General features: G+C 69.9%; 11 protein-coding genes. 7 read left to right on the top strand and 4 right to left on the bottom strand.

Annotated features, from left to right (window positions below):
- Nucleotides 1–35: 35 nt before the first annotated feature.
- Complete coding sequence (locus ACZYRS_RS30265) at nucleotides 36–668, bottom strand: cysteine hydrolase family protein (RefSeq protein ID WP_463422161.1); 633 nt, start codon at nucleotides 666–668, stop codon at nucleotides 36–38.
- 95 nt (nucleotides 669–763) lie between these two features.
- On the opposite strand from ACZYRS_RS30265, the gene ACZYRS_RS30260 reads away from it, so the two are divergent.
- Nucleotides 764–1753 carry a GlxA family transcriptional regulator gene (locus ACZYRS_RS30260; protein WP_463422160.1) on the top strand — a complete coding sequence of 330 codons (990 nt, stop codon included), beginning with the start codon at nucleotides 764–766 and terminating at the stop codon, nucleotides 1751–1753.
- A 111-nt stretch (nucleotides 1754–1864) separates the two neighbouring features.
- On the opposite strand, the gene ACZYRS_RS30255 is transcribed toward ACZYRS_RS30260, so the two are convergent.
- From ACZYRS_RS30255 to ACZYRS_RS30245, 3 genes are all read right to left on the bottom strand, one after another.
- Nucleotides 1865–3820, bottom strand: coding sequence for a hybrid sensor histidine kinase/response regulator (locus ACZYRS_RS30255; RefSeq protein ID WP_463422159.1), 1956 nt, complete (start codon nucleotides 3818–3820; stop codon nucleotides 1865–1867).
- Nucleotides 3817–4902: an ABC transporter substrate binding protein gene (locus tag ACZYRS_RS30250; protein ID WP_463422158.1), complete on the bottom strand. Its 1086-nt coding sequence runs from the start codon at nucleotides 4900–4902 to the stop codon at nucleotides 3817–3819. The genes ACZYRS_RS30255 and ACZYRS_RS30250 overlap by 4 nt, the downstream gene beginning before the upstream one ends.
- Nucleotides 4903–5053: 151 nt before the next feature.
- The gene (locus ACZYRS_RS30245) at nucleotides 5054–6946 is read right to left on the bottom strand and encodes an ATP-binding response regulator (RefSeq protein WP_463422157.1); all 1893 of its coding nucleotides are present in this window, start codon (nucleotides 6944–6946) and stop codon (nucleotides 5054–5056) included.
- Between the two features lie 163 nt (nucleotides 6947–7109).
- Between ACZYRS_RS30245 and phnD (ACZYRS_RS30240) the strand changes: the two genes are divergently transcribed.
- The 6 genes from phnD (ACZYRS_RS30240) (at nucleotide 7110) to tagF (ending at nucleotide 16566) form a co-directional block, all read left to right on the top strand.
- Entirely contained in the window at nucleotides 7110–8168 is a 1059-nt protein-coding gene (phnD, locus tag ACZYRS_RS30240) for a phosphate/phosphite/phosphonate ABC transporter substrate-binding protein (protein WP_463422156.1), read from the top strand.
- A 144-nt stretch (nucleotides 8169–8312) separates the two neighbouring features.
- A complete protein-coding gene (gene phnD, locus ACZYRS_RS30235) occupies nucleotides 8313–9347 on the top strand; it encodes a phosphate/phosphite/phosphonate ABC transporter substrate-binding protein (protein ID WP_463422155.1) in 1035 nt (344 codons plus the stop codon).
- A gap of 152 nt (nucleotides 9348–9499) precedes the next feature.
- Nucleotides 9500–10831, top strand: a complete 1332-nt coding sequence (gene tssK, locus ACZYRS_RS30230) for a type VI secretion system baseplate subunit TssK (RefSeq protein WP_093436979.1) — start codon at nucleotides 9500–9502, stop codon at nucleotides 10829–10831.
- A gap of 142 nt (nucleotides 10832–10973) precedes the next feature.
- On the top strand, nucleotides 10974–12338 hold the full coding sequence (locus ACZYRS_RS30225) for a DotU family type VI secretion system protein (protein WP_463422154.1): 1365 nt from the start codon (nucleotides 10974–10976) through the stop codon (nucleotides 12336–12338).
- Complete coding sequence (tssM, locus tag ACZYRS_RS30220) at nucleotides 12335–15934, top strand: type VI secretion system membrane subunit TssM (RefSeq protein WP_463422153.1); 3600 nt, start codon at nucleotides 12335–12337, stop codon at nucleotides 15932–15934. Before ACZYRS_RS30225 ends, tssM begins: the two co-directional genes overlap by 4 nt.
- Nucleotides 15931–16566 (top strand): type VI secretion system-associated protein TagF, encoded by a 636-nt coding sequence (gene tagF / locus ACZYRS_RS30215; RefSeq protein ID WP_463422152.1) that lies wholly within the window; start codon nucleotides 15931–15933, stop codon nucleotides 16564–16566. The genes tssM and tagF overlap by 4 nt, the downstream gene beginning before the upstream one ends.
- Nucleotides 16567–17210 lie beyond the last annotated feature (644 nt).

Here is a 17210-nt window from a genome sequence, read left to right as displayed (position 1 = left end):
GGTGTTCGGCGATCAGCGATCGCCGCCCCGAACGCTCAGACCCCCCGCGCGCGGCGGTTGGACATGACCACGTTGTCCTTCGCGATGACCTGGCCTTCCTGCATCGCGGTGATCCACGCGGCGGTCGTCGCCACGGCTGCGAAGTTGCTGTGGAACACGACGCTGAAGACGCGGTGGATTTCTTCCGCGGTCACCTTGCCCGCGGCGTTTTCATACGGCAGCGCGCCGCTCGCATCCACGAGGAACTCCACGTTCAGGCCGCGGTGCATCGCCTCGAACACCGTCGATGCATCGCAGTTCTGCGTCATGTAGCCGGCCACGCTCAGCGTGTCGATCTCGTGGCGGGTGAGCCAGTCGGCGAAGTCGGTGCCGGTGAACACGCTCGGGAAGGTCTTGGTGACCAGGTGGTCGCGCGGGCGGTTCGCCACCTCGGGGTGCAGCTGGCCGTTGTGGGTGTCGGCCTGGAACACCGGCGCGCCCTTGGGGGCGTGGTGACGGACCACGACGACCGGCACGCCGGCGGCGTGGGCCGCGTCCATGGCCTTGGTCACGTTGGGCAGCGTGTCCAGGATGGGCGGGTACTCGATCGGGAGGCCCCCGCCTTCGAAGTATTCGTTCTGCACGTCGATCACGACGAGGGCGCGGCGCGGGGTGGGGGTGTTGCTCATGGTCTGCTCCTTCTCGGTGGGTATGGGCTCGATTGTTCGCCTTCCGGCGGCTTGCCGAAAGTGGCCCGATAGCCATTCATCGATAAGATCGGGCCATGCCCCATCCAGCTGCGGAAACCATTGCCGAGACCATTGCCATTGTGGCCTTCGACGGCATCAGCCCCTTTCACCTGTCCGTGCCCTGCATGGTGTTCGGCGAAGACCGCACCGACACCGGCGCGCCCCGTTTCCGCATGCGCGTGTGCGCGCCGGAGCCGGGCGCGCTGCAGACCAACGCGGGCTTCGAGCTCGTGGTGCCGCATGGGCTTCAGGCGCTTCGCCGCGCGCAGATCGTGGTGGTGCCTTCGTGGCGCGACGACGGCCGGCCCGCGCCGCCCGCGTTGATCCGCGCGCTGCAGGCCGCGCACCGGCGCGGCGCGACCGTCGTCGGCCTGTGCCTGGGCGCCTTCGTGCTGGCCGAGGCGGGGCTGCTCGATGGCCGGCCGGCCACCACGCACTGGAACCTCGCCGCCGCGTTCGCCAGGCAATACCCGAAGGTGAAGCTGCAGCCCGAGGTGCTGTATGTCGACGACGGCGACGTGCTCACCTCCGCAGGCACGGCCGCGGGCATCGATTGCTGCCTGCACCTCCTGCGCGTGCGCTACGGCGCCGAGACGGCGAACCGCGCCGCGCGGCGCATGGTGGTCGCGCCGCACCGGCAGGGCGGGCAGGCGCAGTACATCCAGCAGCCCATGCCGGCGACGGCCGAGCGCGACCGGCTCGCGCCATTGCTCGAATGGCTGGGCAAACATCTGGATGTGCCGCACGAGCTGGACACGCTCGCGCGCCGCGCGTTGATGAGCCGCCGCACCTTCACGCGGCGCTTTCGCGAATCGACGGGCACGACGGTAGGGCAGTGGATCCAGAACCAGCGCCTCGCACTGGCCCAGCGCCTTTTGGAGACCACGAACCATCCGGTCGAGCGCATCGCAACCGGCGCGGGCTTCGGCTCGGCGGTGTCGCTGCGCAAGCACTTCACCTCGGCGTTCAAGGTGTCGCCGACGGTGTATCGGCGGCAGTTCTCGCGCGCAGAAGAAGCGGCTTGAGGCACCACCACCACCGTTCGGGCTGAGCTTGTCGAAGCCTCGCGCGGCGCTTCGACAAGTTCAGCGTGAACGGACCTGTGGGGGATTGCCTTCGCGAGCGCGGCCTGAACTTCAGGCTACCGGCGCGTGGCGCCGCGTCGTGAGCAACGCCCGCAACTTCGCCGGCGGCACCGGCTTGGTCAGCAGCATCACCCCGCCATGGCGCAGCCGCTGCAGCACCTCGGGCCCGGTCGCACCCGAGACCAGCACCGCGAGCGCGTCGGGCTGCAGGCGCTTGGCGGCTTCGATCACGTCCACGCCATCGCCTTCGCCGGCCAACTGCAGGTCGCACAGCACTGCGTCGAAGTGGATGTCGCCGGTGCCCAGTCGCGCGATGGCCTCGGCGCCGGTGGTGACGCATTCGACCTCGCAGCCCCATTGCGCCAGCAGCGCGCGGCTGCCGTCGAGGATGGCGGGGTCGTCGTCCACCACCAGGCAGCGCAGGCCCGCGAGCGGCGCGAGCACCACGGGCGCGGGCTCGGGCAGCACGACGTCGGCGGCGCGCGCCGCGGGCAGCGTGAAGGCGAAGGTGCTGCCGGCCTGCAACGCCGAGCGCACGGTGATGCGGGTGCCCAGCAGCGTCGCGATGCGCGCGCAGATCGCAAGACCCAGGCCGAAGCCCCGGCGGCGGTCGCGTTCGGTGTTCGCCACCTGGTAGAACTCCTCGAAGATGCGGCCCTGGTGAATGGGCGCGATGCCCACGCCGTTGTCGCGCACCTCGATGCGCACACCGGCCGCGCTGCGCCGCGCGGCCACAAGCACGGTGCCGCCTTCGGGCGCATGGCGCAGCGCGTTGGCCACCAGGTTGTTGACGATGCGCTGCAGCATCGCCGCATCGGTGCGCACCGCCAGGCCCCGGTCGCTCCAGCGCAGCCGCACGCGCGCCTCGATGGCGGCGGCGGCATGTTGCGCATCCAGCTGGTCGAAGAGGGCGGCCAGCGAGATGCGGGTGATGGCCGGCGTGAGCACCTGCGCATCGAGCCGCGAGATCTCCAGGAGGTCGTCCAGCAGCACGCCCATGAACTCGGTGCTCTCCTGCAGCCGCAGCACGGCGGGGCGCTGCGCGGCGGTGGCGGTGGGCAGCAGGCCGTCGATGAAGAGGCCCATCGCATGCAGCGGCTGGCGCAGGTCGTGGCTCGCGGCCGCGAGAAATCGCGCGCGCGAGAGCGCGGCCTGCTCGGCCTCGGCCATGCGCTGCAGCGCGACGGCGGTGGCCTCGCGCACGCGCTCCTCGCTCACCTGGCGGTTGTGCTGCAGGCGCTCGGCGAGGCGGTCGATGTCGTGCGCGAGCACGGCCAGCTCGTGGGTGCCGCGGGTGCCGCCTTCGATCACCTCGCAGCGCATGTCGAAGTGGCCCGCCTCCAGCGCGGCGACGGTGCGCGAGACGCGCCGGAGAGGCCGCGCCACCGTGCGCGCCATGTGGCGCACCGAGGCCCACGCCGCCAGCAGCGCCACCAGCGCGATGCCGATGCCCGCGATGAGCGAGCGGCTGCGCTCGCGCGCATAGGCGGTGGTGTCGCGAAAGGTCTGCACCAGGCCGATGGGCGTCTCGCCCGCGGCGGTGGAGCCGGCGGGCGCGAAGGCGCTGGCGCGCGAGGCTTCGCGCAGCGTGACCGGCGAGGTGAACATGCGCAGCTGCGCGAGCGATTCGGTCTTGGGCCCGGCCGTGACGTACACGCCCGCGCTGTTGCTGATCTCCACGCGCATCACCTGGCCGCCCCGCAGCGCCGCGTTGGCCACGTTCTGCAGCGCCGGCACGTCGCCCGCGTAGAGGCTCAGGTCGCTCATCGCCGCCACCTGGCGCGCGACGGCCTGGCCTTCGGCGTCGAACTGGGCCTCCAGCGTCTGCAGCCGGTTGTGGGTGAACCAGCCGGTGAGGGCGAGCGCCACCGCCGCGCAGGGCACCACGCCCAGGCGGAACAGGTCGCGCTGCAGGTTGCCGCGCACCACCAGCGCGGTCGCGGCGCGTGGCGGCGCCGCGCCATCGCCGGCCGGCGCCGGTGCTTGCGGGGAGTCCGCGGCGCTCATCGCGGGGCCGCGAGCCGGTCGGTCAGTTCCCGTTCCTCCGGCAGACGCAGGCCGAGTCCGCGTGCCACGGTGGCGTTGACGCGCACGGTGGCCGGCGTGGCCGCCTCCACCAGCGGGCTGTTGTTGTTGGCGTTGCCCGCGCTGGCCACCTTCTGGCCGAGCAGGCGCGCCTGCTGCGCGAGTTGCGAGGGCGTCGAGACCGCGGCCGCGAGACCGCCCGAGCGCACGAGGCCCTCGCTCGCGCCGAACACCGGCAGGCCCGCGCCCGCGCCCGCGCGCAGCACCGAGAGCGTGGCCGCCTGGTTGTCGCCGATGAGGTCGGGCAGCACCATCAGCGCGTCGCTCATCGGCACCACGGTGCGCAGCGCGGCGGCGAGCGACTTGGCATCGGGCGCGTATTCGACGCGCACGTCCCACGCCGGATTGGCGCCCTGCGCGGCGCGCTGCAGTTCGCGCACCAGCGGCTCCGACTCGGGCGTGGCGACCACGCCGATGCGGTGCTTCTGCGGCAGCACCGCGCCGATGAGCGCGAGCTGGTCGGCCATGGCGGGGTCCCGCAGCAGCACGCCCACGCGGCGGTCGCTGCGCTTGAAGGCCGGGCTGGCGGCCTTCAAGGTCTCGTAGTCGAGGCGGCTCAGCATCGCGAGCACCAGCGGCTCCTGGCCCGGCCGCTCGACGGCGGCGCGCGCGGCCGCGACGCCCACGGCCATGGTGACGTTCGCATCGGCGGCCGAGGGCCGCATGCTGCGCGTGCGCACGCCCGCATTGGCGCGCGGTTCGGTGTCGGCGCCTGCCGTCTCGATGGTCTGGGGCATCTCCCCGGTCGGCGACAGGCGCACCAGCTCGAAGCGGCTGCCGGGCTCCTGGCTCGCGCGCAGCTGTTGCACGAATTCCGAATGCGCCGCGTTGTCGTCGCTCATGAGCACCGTGAGGCTGGCGGCCGCCGCGGCGCGGCTGCCCGTGGACAGGCCCGCAAGGCCGATCGCCAAGCCCACGGTCAGCCCGAAGGCCAGCACCGCGCGCGCAGCGCCGTTCAGCCTTCCGCGGAAGGGTGTGGAGGGATGTGGCGCGGCGACGGACATGTGACTGCTTCTGCAGCGAGGGTGCATGACCCAATGTAAGGACGGGGCCCGCTTCGCGCGATAAGGCGGAGGGGCTATGTCAGCCGCCGCGACCCCGTGCCAGCGTGACGAACTGCACGGCGCAGCGGCCGCACGGTCTATGTCCGATGGTCTATGCGTTGGTGTGCAGCAATGCGGCGGCGCGCTGGGCCTGGATCGCCTGGCGCAGCACGCGCGGGGAGACCGGCTTGTAGAGCACGGTGATGCCGGCGCTCGCCACTTCGCGCAGGCGATCGGGCTTGGTCTCGCCGGTCACCAGAAGGCGCGCCGTGCCGGCGCCGATGCCGCGCGGGTGGCGCTCCAGCGCCGCGATCACGTCCAGCCCGTTGTCGCCGCCCTGCAGCAGCAGGTCGCTCACCACCACGTCGGGCGGCTGCTCCCACGTGTCGGCCAATGCGAGCGCCTCGGCGCGGGTCTGCGCGGCCATCACCTCCGCGCCCCAGTTGGCCAGCACCACGATCAGTCCTTCGAGGATGGTGCGCTCGTCGTCGATCACCAGGATGCGCAGGTTCGCCAGGCTCGCCTCCTCGTCCTCGATGCCGGCGGCCACGGGCGAGGGAACAGGCGCCGGCAGCGCGGCCGGCGCCGAGCGCACCAGCACCCGCACGCAGGTGCCCTTGTGCAGCCGGGAGCTGAGCTCCACGCGCGTGTTCAGCAGTTCGGCCAGCCGCTGCACGGTGGCCAGCCCGAGGCCCATGCCGCGCGCGCCGCGGGCCGACTGGCGGCCGGTGGGCTCCACCTGGTAGAACTCCTCGAACACCCGCGTCTGGTGGTGCGCGGCGATGCCCACGCCGGTGTCCACCACGTCGATGCGCACGCCCTTGCCGCGGCGCCGCGCGCCGATCAAAACGCCGCCTTCGATGGTGTGGCGCAACGAGTTCGACACCAGGTTGTTGAGGATGCGCGAGAGCATCACGTAGTCGCAGCGCACCCACAGCTCCGTCTTGCGCGCCACGAGCCGGAGGCCCTGCTGCTCGGCCACCGATCGGAAGTTGCGGCTGATCTCGTCGAAGAGGCGGTCCAGCGGAAAGTCGGCCCACTGCGGCTGCAGCACGCCCGCATCGAGCTGCGAGAGATTGAGCAGTTCCGAGAAGAGCCGGTCGAGCGATTCCACGCATTCGCGGATGTGGCCGATGCGCTGCAGCTTGACCGGATCGGTCTCGCCGTTGGCCAGCCCGTCGGAGAAAAGCGTGAGCGCATGCAGCGGCTGGCGCAGGTCGTGGCTGGCGGCGGCCAGGAGGCGCGTCTTGGCCTGGCTGGCCACCTCGAGCAGCGCGTTCTTGCGCGCGAGTTCGGAGGTAGCCTCGTTGACGCGGCTTTGCAGCAGCCGGCGGCTTTCGGCCAGCGCGCGCGCCGCCTGGTTGAAGCCCAGCTGCAGGTGCTGCACCTCCAGCGTGCCCTCGATGGCCACGCTCGCGTCCTCGCCCGCGCCCAGGCGGTCGACCGCCTTTCCCAGCGCGCGGATCGGCTCGCTGATGCGCCGCGCCGCCCACCAGCCGGCCAGCCCCACGCCCACCAGGCTGAACCCGAGCACCACCGCCACGTTGAGCCACACCGAGCGCCGGGCGTTCTGCACCGCCGACAGGCCGATCTCGACCATCACCTTGCCGTTGTGCCGCCCGTCGTCGGCCACGATCGGCACCACCACCTGCAGGCCCTCGCCGCGCGCGCGGTCTACGGTTTCGGAGTTGGCGACGATCTCGCCGTCCTCGGTCCAGATCTGCACCTGCTGCACGTGCGGCTGGTAGGTGCCCGACTGGGCCGTGCGCTGCAGCGCGCGCTTGTCCATGCGCGAGAGCGGCGCCTGCGCCACCGTGGCCACCTGCAGCGCCACCGTCTGCGCGTTGGCGCGCATCAGCTCGGTGAGGTTGCCCAGGTGCTGGCGCGTGAGCACGGCGATCGCCGTCAGCGTGGCCGCGGTCGCCGGCACCAGCGCCAGCAGGATCAGCTGCTGGGCGAAGGTGAGGCGCGCAAGCTTGCGCAGGACGCGGAAGTTCCAGTTCATCGATGCATTGAACCCATGGGGCGCGAGCTTATGGGCGCGGCGGCGAACATGGAAGACAGGAAAAACATCACGAAATTAACTTGTATTTGCTATTTAATGGCGTCCGATTCGCCCATGTTAGACCCGCTGGTCCGCAGCGGCCCTACGCCTTTCGGCTCCCAAAATGCTGGTTTCCCTGCGCTTTACTGCCGTTTTCCCCGCCGTTTTTCCTGCTGCGTTCCGGGCGGCGGCCTTGGCGTTTTTTGTCGGCCTGCCATTGGCGGCCGGCGCCCAGGCCGCCCCGTCCGCACCGCCTGATACGGCCCCCGTGCGCTTCGGCATCCTCCCGCTGGGCGGCGCCTTCGAGTCGCGCAGCGACTGGGACCCGCTCCTGGCCGAACTGAGCCGCGCCATCGCCCGCCCGGTGAGCGTGCTCTCGGTCAATTCGTACGAGGCGCTGGAGCAGGCCATCCAGCGCGACGAGGTCGACATGGCCTTTCTCTCCGGAAAGATGGCGCTGGACGCCGTGACCCAGCGCCGCATGAAGGTGGTGGCGCAGGTCGTGCGGCACGACGGCCTGCCCGGCTACCGCGCGCTGCTGCTCGCGCGCAAGGCGCCGCCCCTCAATACGCTGAAGAGCCTTTTGGACCAGCCCGACCGCTGGCGGATCGCGCGCGGCGAGAAGCAGTCGGTGTCGGGCTTCATCGTGCCGCAGCTGCAGCTCTTTCTGCCGAACCACATCGCGATGGAGACGCGCTTCCTGAGCGAGGTCGTGGGCACCCACCAGACCAACGCGCTGGCCGTGGCCAACAGCGAGGCCGACGTGGCCACCAACAACTCGGCCGACTTCGAGCGCTTCAGGCTGCGCTTTCCGGCCGAGGCCCAGCGGCTGCAGGTGCTGTGGGAGTCGGAGCTCATTCCGCACGCGCAGATCGTGGTGCGGCGCGAGTACCCGGCCGAGCTGCGCACCCGCGTGCAGGCCTTTCTCACCGCCTACGGCCGCGGCAAGGGCGCGCGCGGCGATGCCGAGCGCGTGGTGCTCAAGTCGCTGCACGACCTGGCCGGCTTCGTGGCGGCCGACAACAGCTCGCTGCAGCCCGCGGCCAAGCTGGCCTATCAATTGGCCAAGCAGAACGCCGTGACGGCCCAGTGGGTGAACGACGCGGCGCGGCAGGCCCGGCTGCAGCGCATCGAGAGCGGCTATGCGGAGCAGGTCAGCGTGCTCAAGGACGTGACGCCTTGAGGTGAAGCCTGCACGCAACCCGCAAGGTGGCGTCTTGCTTTTCCGTGCGCCGTGTTGTGTGATGCGCCAGGTTCGCAGCGTTATCGCGGTGTGCGGTGAGCGTCGATCGAACCACAGCGTCCCCCACAAGCCAAGCCGCGAGACATGCTCCCCGTACTCAAGCATCTGCTGACCGCAACGCTCGCCGCAGCCACCGTGCTGCTTGCGCCATCGCCGGCCCTGGCGCAGGTCACGCACGAGAAATCCGCCCCGTCGCTGCAGGCCATCCGCTTCGGCGTGCTGCCGCTGGGCGGCACCGTCGAATCGCGGGCGCTGTGGACGCCGTTCATGGCCGACATGAGCCGCTCGCTCGGCATCCCGGTCAACGCCTATTCGGTGCCGTCGTACGAAGAGCTGGACCGCGCCATCGGCCGCGACGAGATCGACATGGCCTTTCTCTCGGCCAAGATGGCGCTCGATGCCGTGATGCAGCGGCGCATGAAGGTGGTGGCGCAGATCGCGCGGCGTCCCGGCATGCCCGAGCACCGCGCCGTGCTGCTGGCCCGCAAGAGCGGCCCGCTCAACACCCTGGAAGGCATGCTCGCGCAGCCCGAGGGCTGGCGCCTCGCGCGCGGCGACAGTCGCTCGGTCACCGGCTTCGTCGTGCCGCAGAGCCAGCTCTTCCTGCCCAACAACATCGAGATGGAGACGCGCTTTCGCAGCGAATTCATCGGCACCCACCAGGCCACCGCGCTGGCCGTGGCCAACGGCGATGCCGACGTGGCCACCAACAACACCACCGACTTCGAGCGCTTTCGCCAGCAGTTCCCGATCGAGGCCGAGCGGCTGCAGGTCATCTGGGCGTCCGAGCCGCCGCCCGGCGCGCCGATGGTGGTGCGGCGCAACTACCCGCCCGAGTTCCAGGCGAAGCTGCAGAACTTCCTGGTCACCTACGGGCAGGGCAAGGGGCCGCGCGCCGAGGCCGAGCGCGAAGTGCTCAAGAACCTGCGCGCCACCTACGGCTACGTCGCGGTCGACGACAGCGCGCTGCTGTCCGAGGCGCGGCTCGAATACCAGCTGGGCAAGCAACGCGCCATGGCCGCCGCGTGGGTGAACGAGGCGGCGCGCGCGCAGCGGCTGCAACGCATCGAAAAGGCCTACGCCGAGCAGGTCGAGACCTTGCGCGCCGGCGGCCGCTGAGGCACCGGCCGCACGACGGCGCCTCGGCGCCTAGTCCCTTCGCCGTAGCTCCAAACCCCTTCGTCTAGGCCATTAGGCGGATTTGCCCGCCGCCCGCCGCGCCGGAAACTTCGTGTTTCTTTCTGGCAACCCTTGCCGTTGACGGAGTGCGGATGAGTTGGCGAACAAAAGTGGTCTGGAGCGAGGGGATGCTGTTGCAGCCTCAGCACCTGCAGCAGAGCGAGCGTCATGCCGATCATGCGAGGCATGTGCTCTTGCGTTCGACCACGCCCTACGCCTGGGGCTTTGCCGAACTGGAGATCGACCAGGCGGCGCTCACGCTGGGCAAGCTGGCGCTGGTGCGCGCGGTCGGCATCTTCGGCGACGGCACGGTGTTCGACATGCCGGCGGTCGATCCGCTGCCCGAACCCATCGACATTCCTTCTTCCATGCGCGACGAGGCCGTGGTGCTCGCGCTGCCGCTGCGCCGCGCGGGAGCCCGCGAGGCCGACGCCGAAGACTATGAAGAGCTGGTGCGCCACCGCGTGCTCGAGTCCGAGGTGCCCGACTCCAACACCGCTGGCGAGCGCACCGCCATGCTGCAGCTGGGCCAGCTGCACACGCGCCTCATGCGCGCCGGCGAAGCCACCGACGCCTGGACCACCATGGGTGTCGCCCGCGTGGTCGAGCGCCGCACCGACAACCAGGTGCAGCTGGACCGCGGCATGCTGCCGCCGCTGCTCGACGTGGCCGGCCATGCGGTCATCCGCGCCTGGCTCGACGAGCTGCTGGGGCTCCTGCGCCAGCGCGGCGAGGCGCTGGCCGGCCGCATGACCCAGGGCGGCACCGGCGGCGTGGCCGAGATCGCCGACTTCATGCTGCTGCAGGCGGTGAACCGCAACGAGGCCATCTTTGCGCACCTCGCAAAGAGCGCGATGCTGCACCCGCAGCACTTCTTCGAACATGCGCTCGGCCTGGCCGGCGACCTCTCCAGCTTTCGCGATTCGCGCCGCGTGGCGCGCTTCGGTCCTTATGTGCACGACGACCTCGCGCTGAGCTTCCGCCCGGTGATGGACGACCTGCGCCGCAGCCTCTCGATGGTGTTCGAGCAGTCGGCCATCCGCATCGAGCTGCACGACCGCAAGCACGGCGTGCGCGTGGCGATGGTCACGGACGTGGAGCTGCAGCGCAAGGCCACCTTCGTGCTGGCAGTGAACGCCAACATGCCCAGCGAGGCGCTGCGCGCGCGCTTCCCCACGCAGGTGAAGATCGGCCCGGTCGAGCGCATCCGCGATCTCGTGAACCTCGCGTTGCCGGGCGTCACGCTCACGCCGATGCCGGTCGCGCCGCGCCAGATTCCGTTCCACACGGGCGCCAACTACTTCGAACTCGAAACGCGCAACAGCGACCTGTGGCGCCAGCTCGAGCAATCCGGCGGCATCGCGATGCACATCGCCGGCGACTTTCCCGGCCTCGATCTCGCGTTCTGGGCCATTCGTTCATGAAGCCGCAAGCCACCTCCTACTCCGTTCGCCCTGAGCTTGTCGAAGGGCTGGGCGCGGCGTGCAAGGCTTCGACAAGCTCAGCCCGAACGGCTCTGTTGCTGCCCAAGTGGCCGTTGCCGCATGGACGGCCCGAGGTAACCCCATGAGCACACCCCCCGATCCCTTTGCCGCCTTCGAGTCGGAGCGCACGGTCATCAAGCCCAAGCCGCGCACGCCGGCCGGCACGCCGCAGGCCGCGGCGCCCGCGCCGTTCTTCGGCGGCGCCGATCCGACGCCCGCGGCCGAGGTCGGCGACATCGGCCTGCTCAATCCGCTGGTGTCGGCGGCGGGCAAGCTGCTGGTGCTGATCGGCAAGCTGCGCAACCTCGCGCAGCCGCCCAACGTGCCGGCGCTGCGCGCCTCCACCGCCGACGCGGTGAACCAGTTCGACGCCAGCGCGCGCCGCGCGGGCGTGAGCAACGAATCGGTGCTCGCCGCGCGCTACGTGCTGTGCACGGCGCTGGACGAGGCCGTGGCCAACACGCCCTGGGGCGTGCAGGCCGGCTGGAACAAGCAGAGCCTGCTGGTGCAGTTCCACAACGAGACCTGGGGCGGCGAGAAGGTGTTCCAGCTGCTGGCCAAGCTCGCGCAGGACGTGCCCACGCACCGCCAGCTGCTCGAGCTCATCTACAGCGTGCTTGCGCTCGGCTTCGAGGGCCGCTACCGCGTGGTCGACAACGGCCGCGCGCAACTCGACTCGGTGCGCCAGCGCCTGGCCGACCTGATCGCCAAGGACCGCCCGCAGCTCGAACCCGAACTCTCGCCGCACTGGCGCGGGCAGGGCGCTGGCACGGTGCGGCTGCGCGAATCGCTGCCGCTGTGGGTGTTCGCGGCAGGTTTCGCTTTCCTGCTCGCGCTCGCGTGGGTGGGCATGCAGATCCTGTTGAACAAGCGCTCCGACACCACCTATGCGGCCGTGTCGGGCCTGCGCGTTCCCAACATCCAGATCGCCCCGCCCGCGCCGCCCGCCAAGACGCCGCGGCTCGCGCGCTTCCTCGAACCTGAAGTCAAGCAAGGGCTCGTCACCGTGACCGACGAGGCCGACCGCAGCGTGGTGCGGCTGCGCGGCGATTCGTTCTTCAGCTCCGGCAGCGCCGAGCCGATGGCCGCGTCGCTGCCGGTGCTGCGCCGCATCGGGCAGGCACTGGCCGAGGTGAAGGGCGACGTGCTCATCACCGGGCACTCCGACAACCAGCCGATCCGCTCGCTGCGCTATCCGTCGAACTGGCACCTCTCGGCTGCGCGCGCCGATGCGGTCAAGGGCGCGCTCACCACGCTGGTCGATCCCGCGCGCATGCGCTCCGATGGCAAGGCCGACGCCGAGCCCGTGGCCGCCAACGACACGCCCGCCAACCGCGCGCGCAACCGGCGCGTGGACATCGTGCTGCTGACCGAACCCGAGCGCGTCGCCTCCGCCGCACCGACGGCACCGGCTGCGGCTGCTCCCGTTCCAGGAGCGACGAAATGATCAAGAAAATCTTCGGCTTCCTGTTCAGCCCGCTGCTGCTGACGCTGCTCGCGCTCATCATCATCGGCCTCCTGATCTGGTGGATCGGCCCGCTGGTGAAGATCGGTTCGCTCGCGCCGCTGGAGAGCGAGACGGCGCGCTGGATTCTCATCGGCGCCATCGTGCTCATCGTGGTGCTGCGCATGCTCTGGCGGCGCTGGCGCGCGCGCCGCGCGAGCCAGCACCTGACCGACGGCCTCATGAAGGCGCCGGCCGCCAAGACCGATGCACCGGTCAACGGCGAACAGAAAATTTTGGACACGCGCTTCAGCGAAGCCGTCGCCACGTTGAAGCAGATGCGCCTGCATGCGGCCGGCAAGAAGCCCGGCTGGCGCGACTGGATGTCGATCTCGGGCGGCAGCTACCTGTACGACCTGCCGTGGTACGTGTTCATTGGCGCGCCCGGTGCCGGCAAGACGACGGCGCTGGTCAATTCGGGTCTCTCGTTCCCGCTCGCCGAGAAGTTCGGCCCCGGCGCGATCCGCGGCGTGGGCGGCACGCGCAACTGCGACTGGTGGTTCACCGACGAGGCCGTGCTCATCGACACCGCCGGCCGCTACACCACGCAGGACAGCCACCAGTCCGAAGACAAGAACGCATGGGAAGGCTTCCTCGGCCTCTTGAAGAAGGCGCGCCCGCGCCGGCCGCTCAACGGCGTGTTCCTCACGGTGAGCGTGGCCGATCTGTTGAGCCAGGGCCCCGAGCAGCGCACGCAACTGGCCGCATCGATCCGCGCGCGTTTGCTCGAACTCGATTCGAAGCTCACCACGCGCCTGCCGGTGTACGTGCTCGTCACCAAGAGCGATTTGCTCTACGGCTTCACCGACTACTTCGACGACCTGGGCAAGGAGCAGCGCGCGCAGGTCTTCGGCTTCACGCTGCCGGCCGACGAGAACGTGCAGACCGAGGAGAAGGGCCTCTCCACCGCCTTCCACCGCGAGTTCGCGCTGCTGCACAACCGCGTGAACGACGGCCTCATTCCGCGCATGCAGCGCGAGACCGACGGCACGCGCCGCGCGGCGATCTTCGGCTTTCCCGCGCAGTTCGGCTCCATCGGCTCGCTGCTGTCGGACCTGCTGGACCAGGTGTTCACGGGCTCGCGCTTCGCGCAGCCGCCGTGGGTGCGCGGTGTGTACTTCACCAGCGGCACGCAGGAGGGCAGCCCCATCGACCGCGTGATGGGCAGCCTCTCGCGCAGCTTCGGCATCGAGCGCGCGATGCTCGCGCCGCAGAAGTCGAGCGGGCGCAGCTACTTCCTCACATCGCTCCTGCGCGACGTGGTGTTTCCCGAGCAACGCCTGGCCGGCGCCGACGTGAAGCTGGAGCGCCGCCGCCACCTGCTGCGCATGACGGGCGTGGCCGCGATGACGCTGGTGACCGTCGGCCTCATCGCGGGCTGGGGCTACAGCACCTGGCAGAACATGAACTACCTCAAGTCGGTGGAGGCCCGCGCCGAGCCCGCGCAGAAGACGCTCGCCAACCTGCCGGTGCAACTGCAGAACCTGGTCGAGGTGGCGCCCGTGATGCAGGGCGTGCGCGACATCTGGAAGACCCCCGAGAACCGCCAGGGCGACGAGCCGCTGAGCATGACGCTGGGCCTCTACCAGGGCGACAAGCTCGACGCCGCCGCGCGCCTGGCGCACCAGCGCGCGCTCAACGACGTGTTCCTGCCGCAGATCGCCAAGCGCATCGAGGACCAGCTGCGCACCGCGCAGAAGGACAACCTCGAATACACCTACGAAGCGCTCAAGAGCTACCTGATGCTCTACCAGCCCGAGCACTTCGACCCCGATGCACTGAAGGCCTGGATCACGCTCGACTGGGCGCGGAACCTCGACCGCGGCATCCCCGAAGACCAGCGCACGGCACTCGAAGACCAGCTCGATGTGCTCATCGCGCAAGGCCCGCCGCGCTCCCCGCTCAAGATGGACGAGAACCTCGTGCGCAGCGTGCGCGCCGTGCTCGCGAGCTACCCGCTGGAGCAGCGCGTGTTCAGCCGCCTCAAGCGCCAGCGCGCGACCAAGGACATTCCTGGCTTCAGCGTCGCGACGGCCGCCGGCCCTTCGGCGCCGCTCGTGTTCGAGCGCATCAGCGGCAAGCCGCTGACCGAAGGCGTGCCGGGCATGTTCACCTACGACGGTTATCACAAGCGCTTCCAGAACGAAGTGACGGTGCTCACCGGCCTGCTCGCTGCCGAAGACCCCTGGGTGCTCGGCCAGGACAAGGGCGCCGCCGACCGCCTGCGCGACGTGGCCGCGCTCGGCGCGCTGACCGACCGCGTGCGGCGCCTGTACCTTGCCGAATACGTGAAGCAGTGGGAAGCGCTGCTCGGCGACGTGCGCCTCATCCGCGCGACGGGCCTGGAGAAAAACATCGAGGCCGCGCGCATCCTCTCGGGCGTGAGCTCGCCGCTCGCGAACTTCCTGCGCGCCGTGGTGAAGGAGACCACGCTGATCCCCGCCGACCAGCCCAAGGACGTGGTGAGCAAGGCCACCGCCACCGTCGCCAGCACCCGCAAGGGACTGGAAGACCTCTTCGGCGGCGACCCCAACAAGCCGGTCGCGAGCGGCAAGCGCATCGAGAGCATCGTGGACGACCGCTTCGAGCCGCTGCGCCGCCTCGTCACCGCCGCGGCACCCGGCCAGCCCGCGCCGATCGACGATGCGCTCAAGCTCTTCAACGAGGTCTACGTGTACCTCAACGCGGTCGACACGGCCGTGAAGGGCCGCACCTCGCCGCCGCCCGGTGACGTGGCCGGCAAGCTCAAGGCCGACGCGGGCCGCCTGCCCGAGCCGGTGCGCTCGATGGTCGAGAACCTCAGCCAGTCGGGCGCCGCGCAGGCGCAGGTGGCCGAGCGCGGCAACCTGAGCCAGGACCTGCGCCCGGTCACCGAGTTCTGCACGCGGGCGATCGCGGGCCGCTATCCGTTCTCGCCCACCAGCAAGCGCGACGTGCTGCCCGAGGACTTCGGCCAGATGTTCGGCGCCGGTGGGTTGATGGACGAGTTCTTCCAGAAGCGCCTCGCTGCACTGGTCGACACCAGCACGCGCCCGTGGCGCTACAAGCCCGTGGCCGAGCGCGGCGCGATCACCACGCAGGCGCTCGCGCAGTTCGAACGCGCCGCGCGCATCAAGGACATCTTCTTCCGCGCCGGCGGTAGAGGCCCTTCGATGCGGCTCGATTTCAAGCCGGTGGAGATGGACGCGGGCATCACCCAGTTCATCCTGGACGTCGATGGCCAGCTCGTGAAGTACGCGCACGGCCCCGTGGTACCGATGGCCGTGCAGTGGCCCGGCCCCAAGGGCAGCAACCAGGTGCGCATCCAGGTGAGCCCGCCCTCGACCACGGGCAGCTCCGGCTCGGCGGTCGACGGGCCGTGGGCGCTCTTCCGTGCGCTCGACGACGGGCAGCTCGAAGCGGGCGATGCGCCGGAGAAGTTCTTCATCACGTTCCAGATCGGCGCGCGCAAGACGCGCTTCGAGGTGACCACGAACAGCGTGCAGCATCCGATCCGCTTGCGCGAGCTGCGGGAGTTTTCTTGTCCGGAGGGGCTGTGAGCCTGGCTGCCTCTTCTCCTTCTTCTCTCTTCGCTTCGGCCGAGTTGCCGGGATGGTTCGGCAAGTTGCCGGGGATGGGGGACTTTGCGCATCGGCGCTTGCCGGAGTCGTTTCGCGCGGTGTGGGACCAGTGGCTGCAGCGCGGTCTCGCGCGGCTGCGGGATCGGCATGCGGACTGGACCACCTACTACCTCGAGGCGCCGATCTGGTGCTTTGCGCTCGGGCCGCAGGTGGCCGGCGAGCGCGCGTGGATCGGGGTGTTGATGCCTTCCGTCGATGACGTTGGACGGTACTTTCCGTTCACTCTTGCTGTCGAGCTGGGGGATGTTTCGGATGTGCTCCAGGGGGAGGCACTCGGTGCGGCGCTGCACTGGTGGGCATTGGGGACTCAGGCTGCGCTTGAAGGGCTGGATGGGGATCTGGATGCGCTCAGGTTCGATGCGGTTCTGGGGCGGCTGTTCGTGACGGCCGCCGGCGAAAGCGTCGCCGGTGTCGAGTCGCTGGAAATGCCTGCGGTGGGGGCTTCTTTGTGGCTGGGTGATCCGGCTGTTGAAGGTGGGGTTCGGATGCTGGCGACTGGGCTGCCTCGCGATGCGCAGTTCGAGGCTTTGTTTCTTGGGGGTGGGGAATGAAGGCTTCCTTGCTTTCTTTTCTTTCCCGAGGCCGGGTCTCGCCCCGGCGGGCGACTCACTTTCTTTTGCTTCGCCAAAAGAAAGTAAGCAAAGAAAAGGCGACCCTGCTGTCTGCGACCCTTCGCTGCGCTACGGGCAACCTGCGGTGCTCGCGTTTCGCGGGGTCTCGCCGAACTCGCTTCGCTCAAACAACGGCGAGCCCTTGTCCGCGAAACGCTGCGCTCCTCGGCGCAGACAGAAGGGGTGGGAGCACGGACACGCCATCGCTTCGCTCGGCGGCGCCATCGGGCCATCGCTTTGCTCGGCTTGGTCGAAGCCAATACCACCCACCAACCAATTCAAGGCTGACACGCGAAGCGTGTCAGCCCTTCGGGCCGAGCGAAGCAAAGGCCCGTTCGGTATCCACCCCCCTCTGTCTGCGCCGAGGAGCGGAGCGTTTCGCGGACAAGGGCTCGCCGTTGTTTGAGCGAAGCGAGTTCGGCGAGACCCCGCGAAACGCGAGCACCGCAGGTTGCCCGCAGCGAAGCGGAGGGTCGCAGACAGTGGGGTCGCCTTTCTTTTGCCTACCTTTCTTTGGCGAAGCAAAGAAAAGTAGGTCGCCCGCCGGGGCGAGACCCGGCCTCGGAAAGCAAATTCAAAAAAGC

The sequence above is a fragment of the Variovorax sp. AC194 genome, from assembly GCF_979257995.1.
The sequence above is the reverse complement of the archived record's forward strand: the minus strand, read 5'-3'. Positions and strand labels throughout refer to the sequence as shown.

Coding starts and splice junctions, on each gene's coding strand:
- ACZYRS_RS30265 (WP_463422161.1), bottom strand. CDS start 668: ATGAGCAACACCCCCACCCCGCGCCGCGCCCTCGTCGTGATCGACGTG.
- ACZYRS_RS30245 (WP_463422157.1), bottom strand. CDS start 6,946: ATGAACTGGAACTTCCGCGTCCTGCGCAAGCTTGCGCGCCTCACCTTC.
- ACZYRS_RS30225 (WP_463422154.1), top strand. CDS start 10,974: ATGAGCACACCCCCCGATCCCTTTGCCGCCTTCGAGTCGGAGCGCACG.
- ACZYRS_RS30250 (WP_463422158.1), bottom strand. CDS start 4,902: ATGTCCGTCGCCGCGCCACATCCCTCCACACCCTTCCGCGGAAGGCTG.
- phnD (WP_463422156.1), top strand. CDS start 7,110: ATGCTGGTTTCCCTGCGCTTTACTGCCGTTTTCCCCGCCGTTTTTCCT.
- ACZYRS_RS30260 (WP_463422160.1), top strand. CDS start 764: ATGCCCCATCCAGCTGCGGAAACCATTGCCGAGACCATTGCCATTGTG.
- tssK (WP_093436979.1), top strand. CDS start 9,500: ATGAGTTGGCGAACAAAAGTGGTCTGGAGCGAGGGGATGCTGTTGCAG.
- ACZYRS_RS30255 (WP_463422159.1), bottom strand. CDS start 3,820: ATGAGCGCCGCGGACTCCCCGCAAGCACCGGCGCCGGCCGGCGATGGC.
- tssM (WP_463422153.1), top strand. CDS start 12,335: ATGATCAAGAAAATCTTCGGCTTCCTGTTCAGCCCGCTGCTGCTGACG.
- phnD (WP_463422155.1), top strand. CDS start 8,313: ATGCTCCCCGTACTCAAGCATCTGCTGACCGCAACGCTCGCCGCAGCC.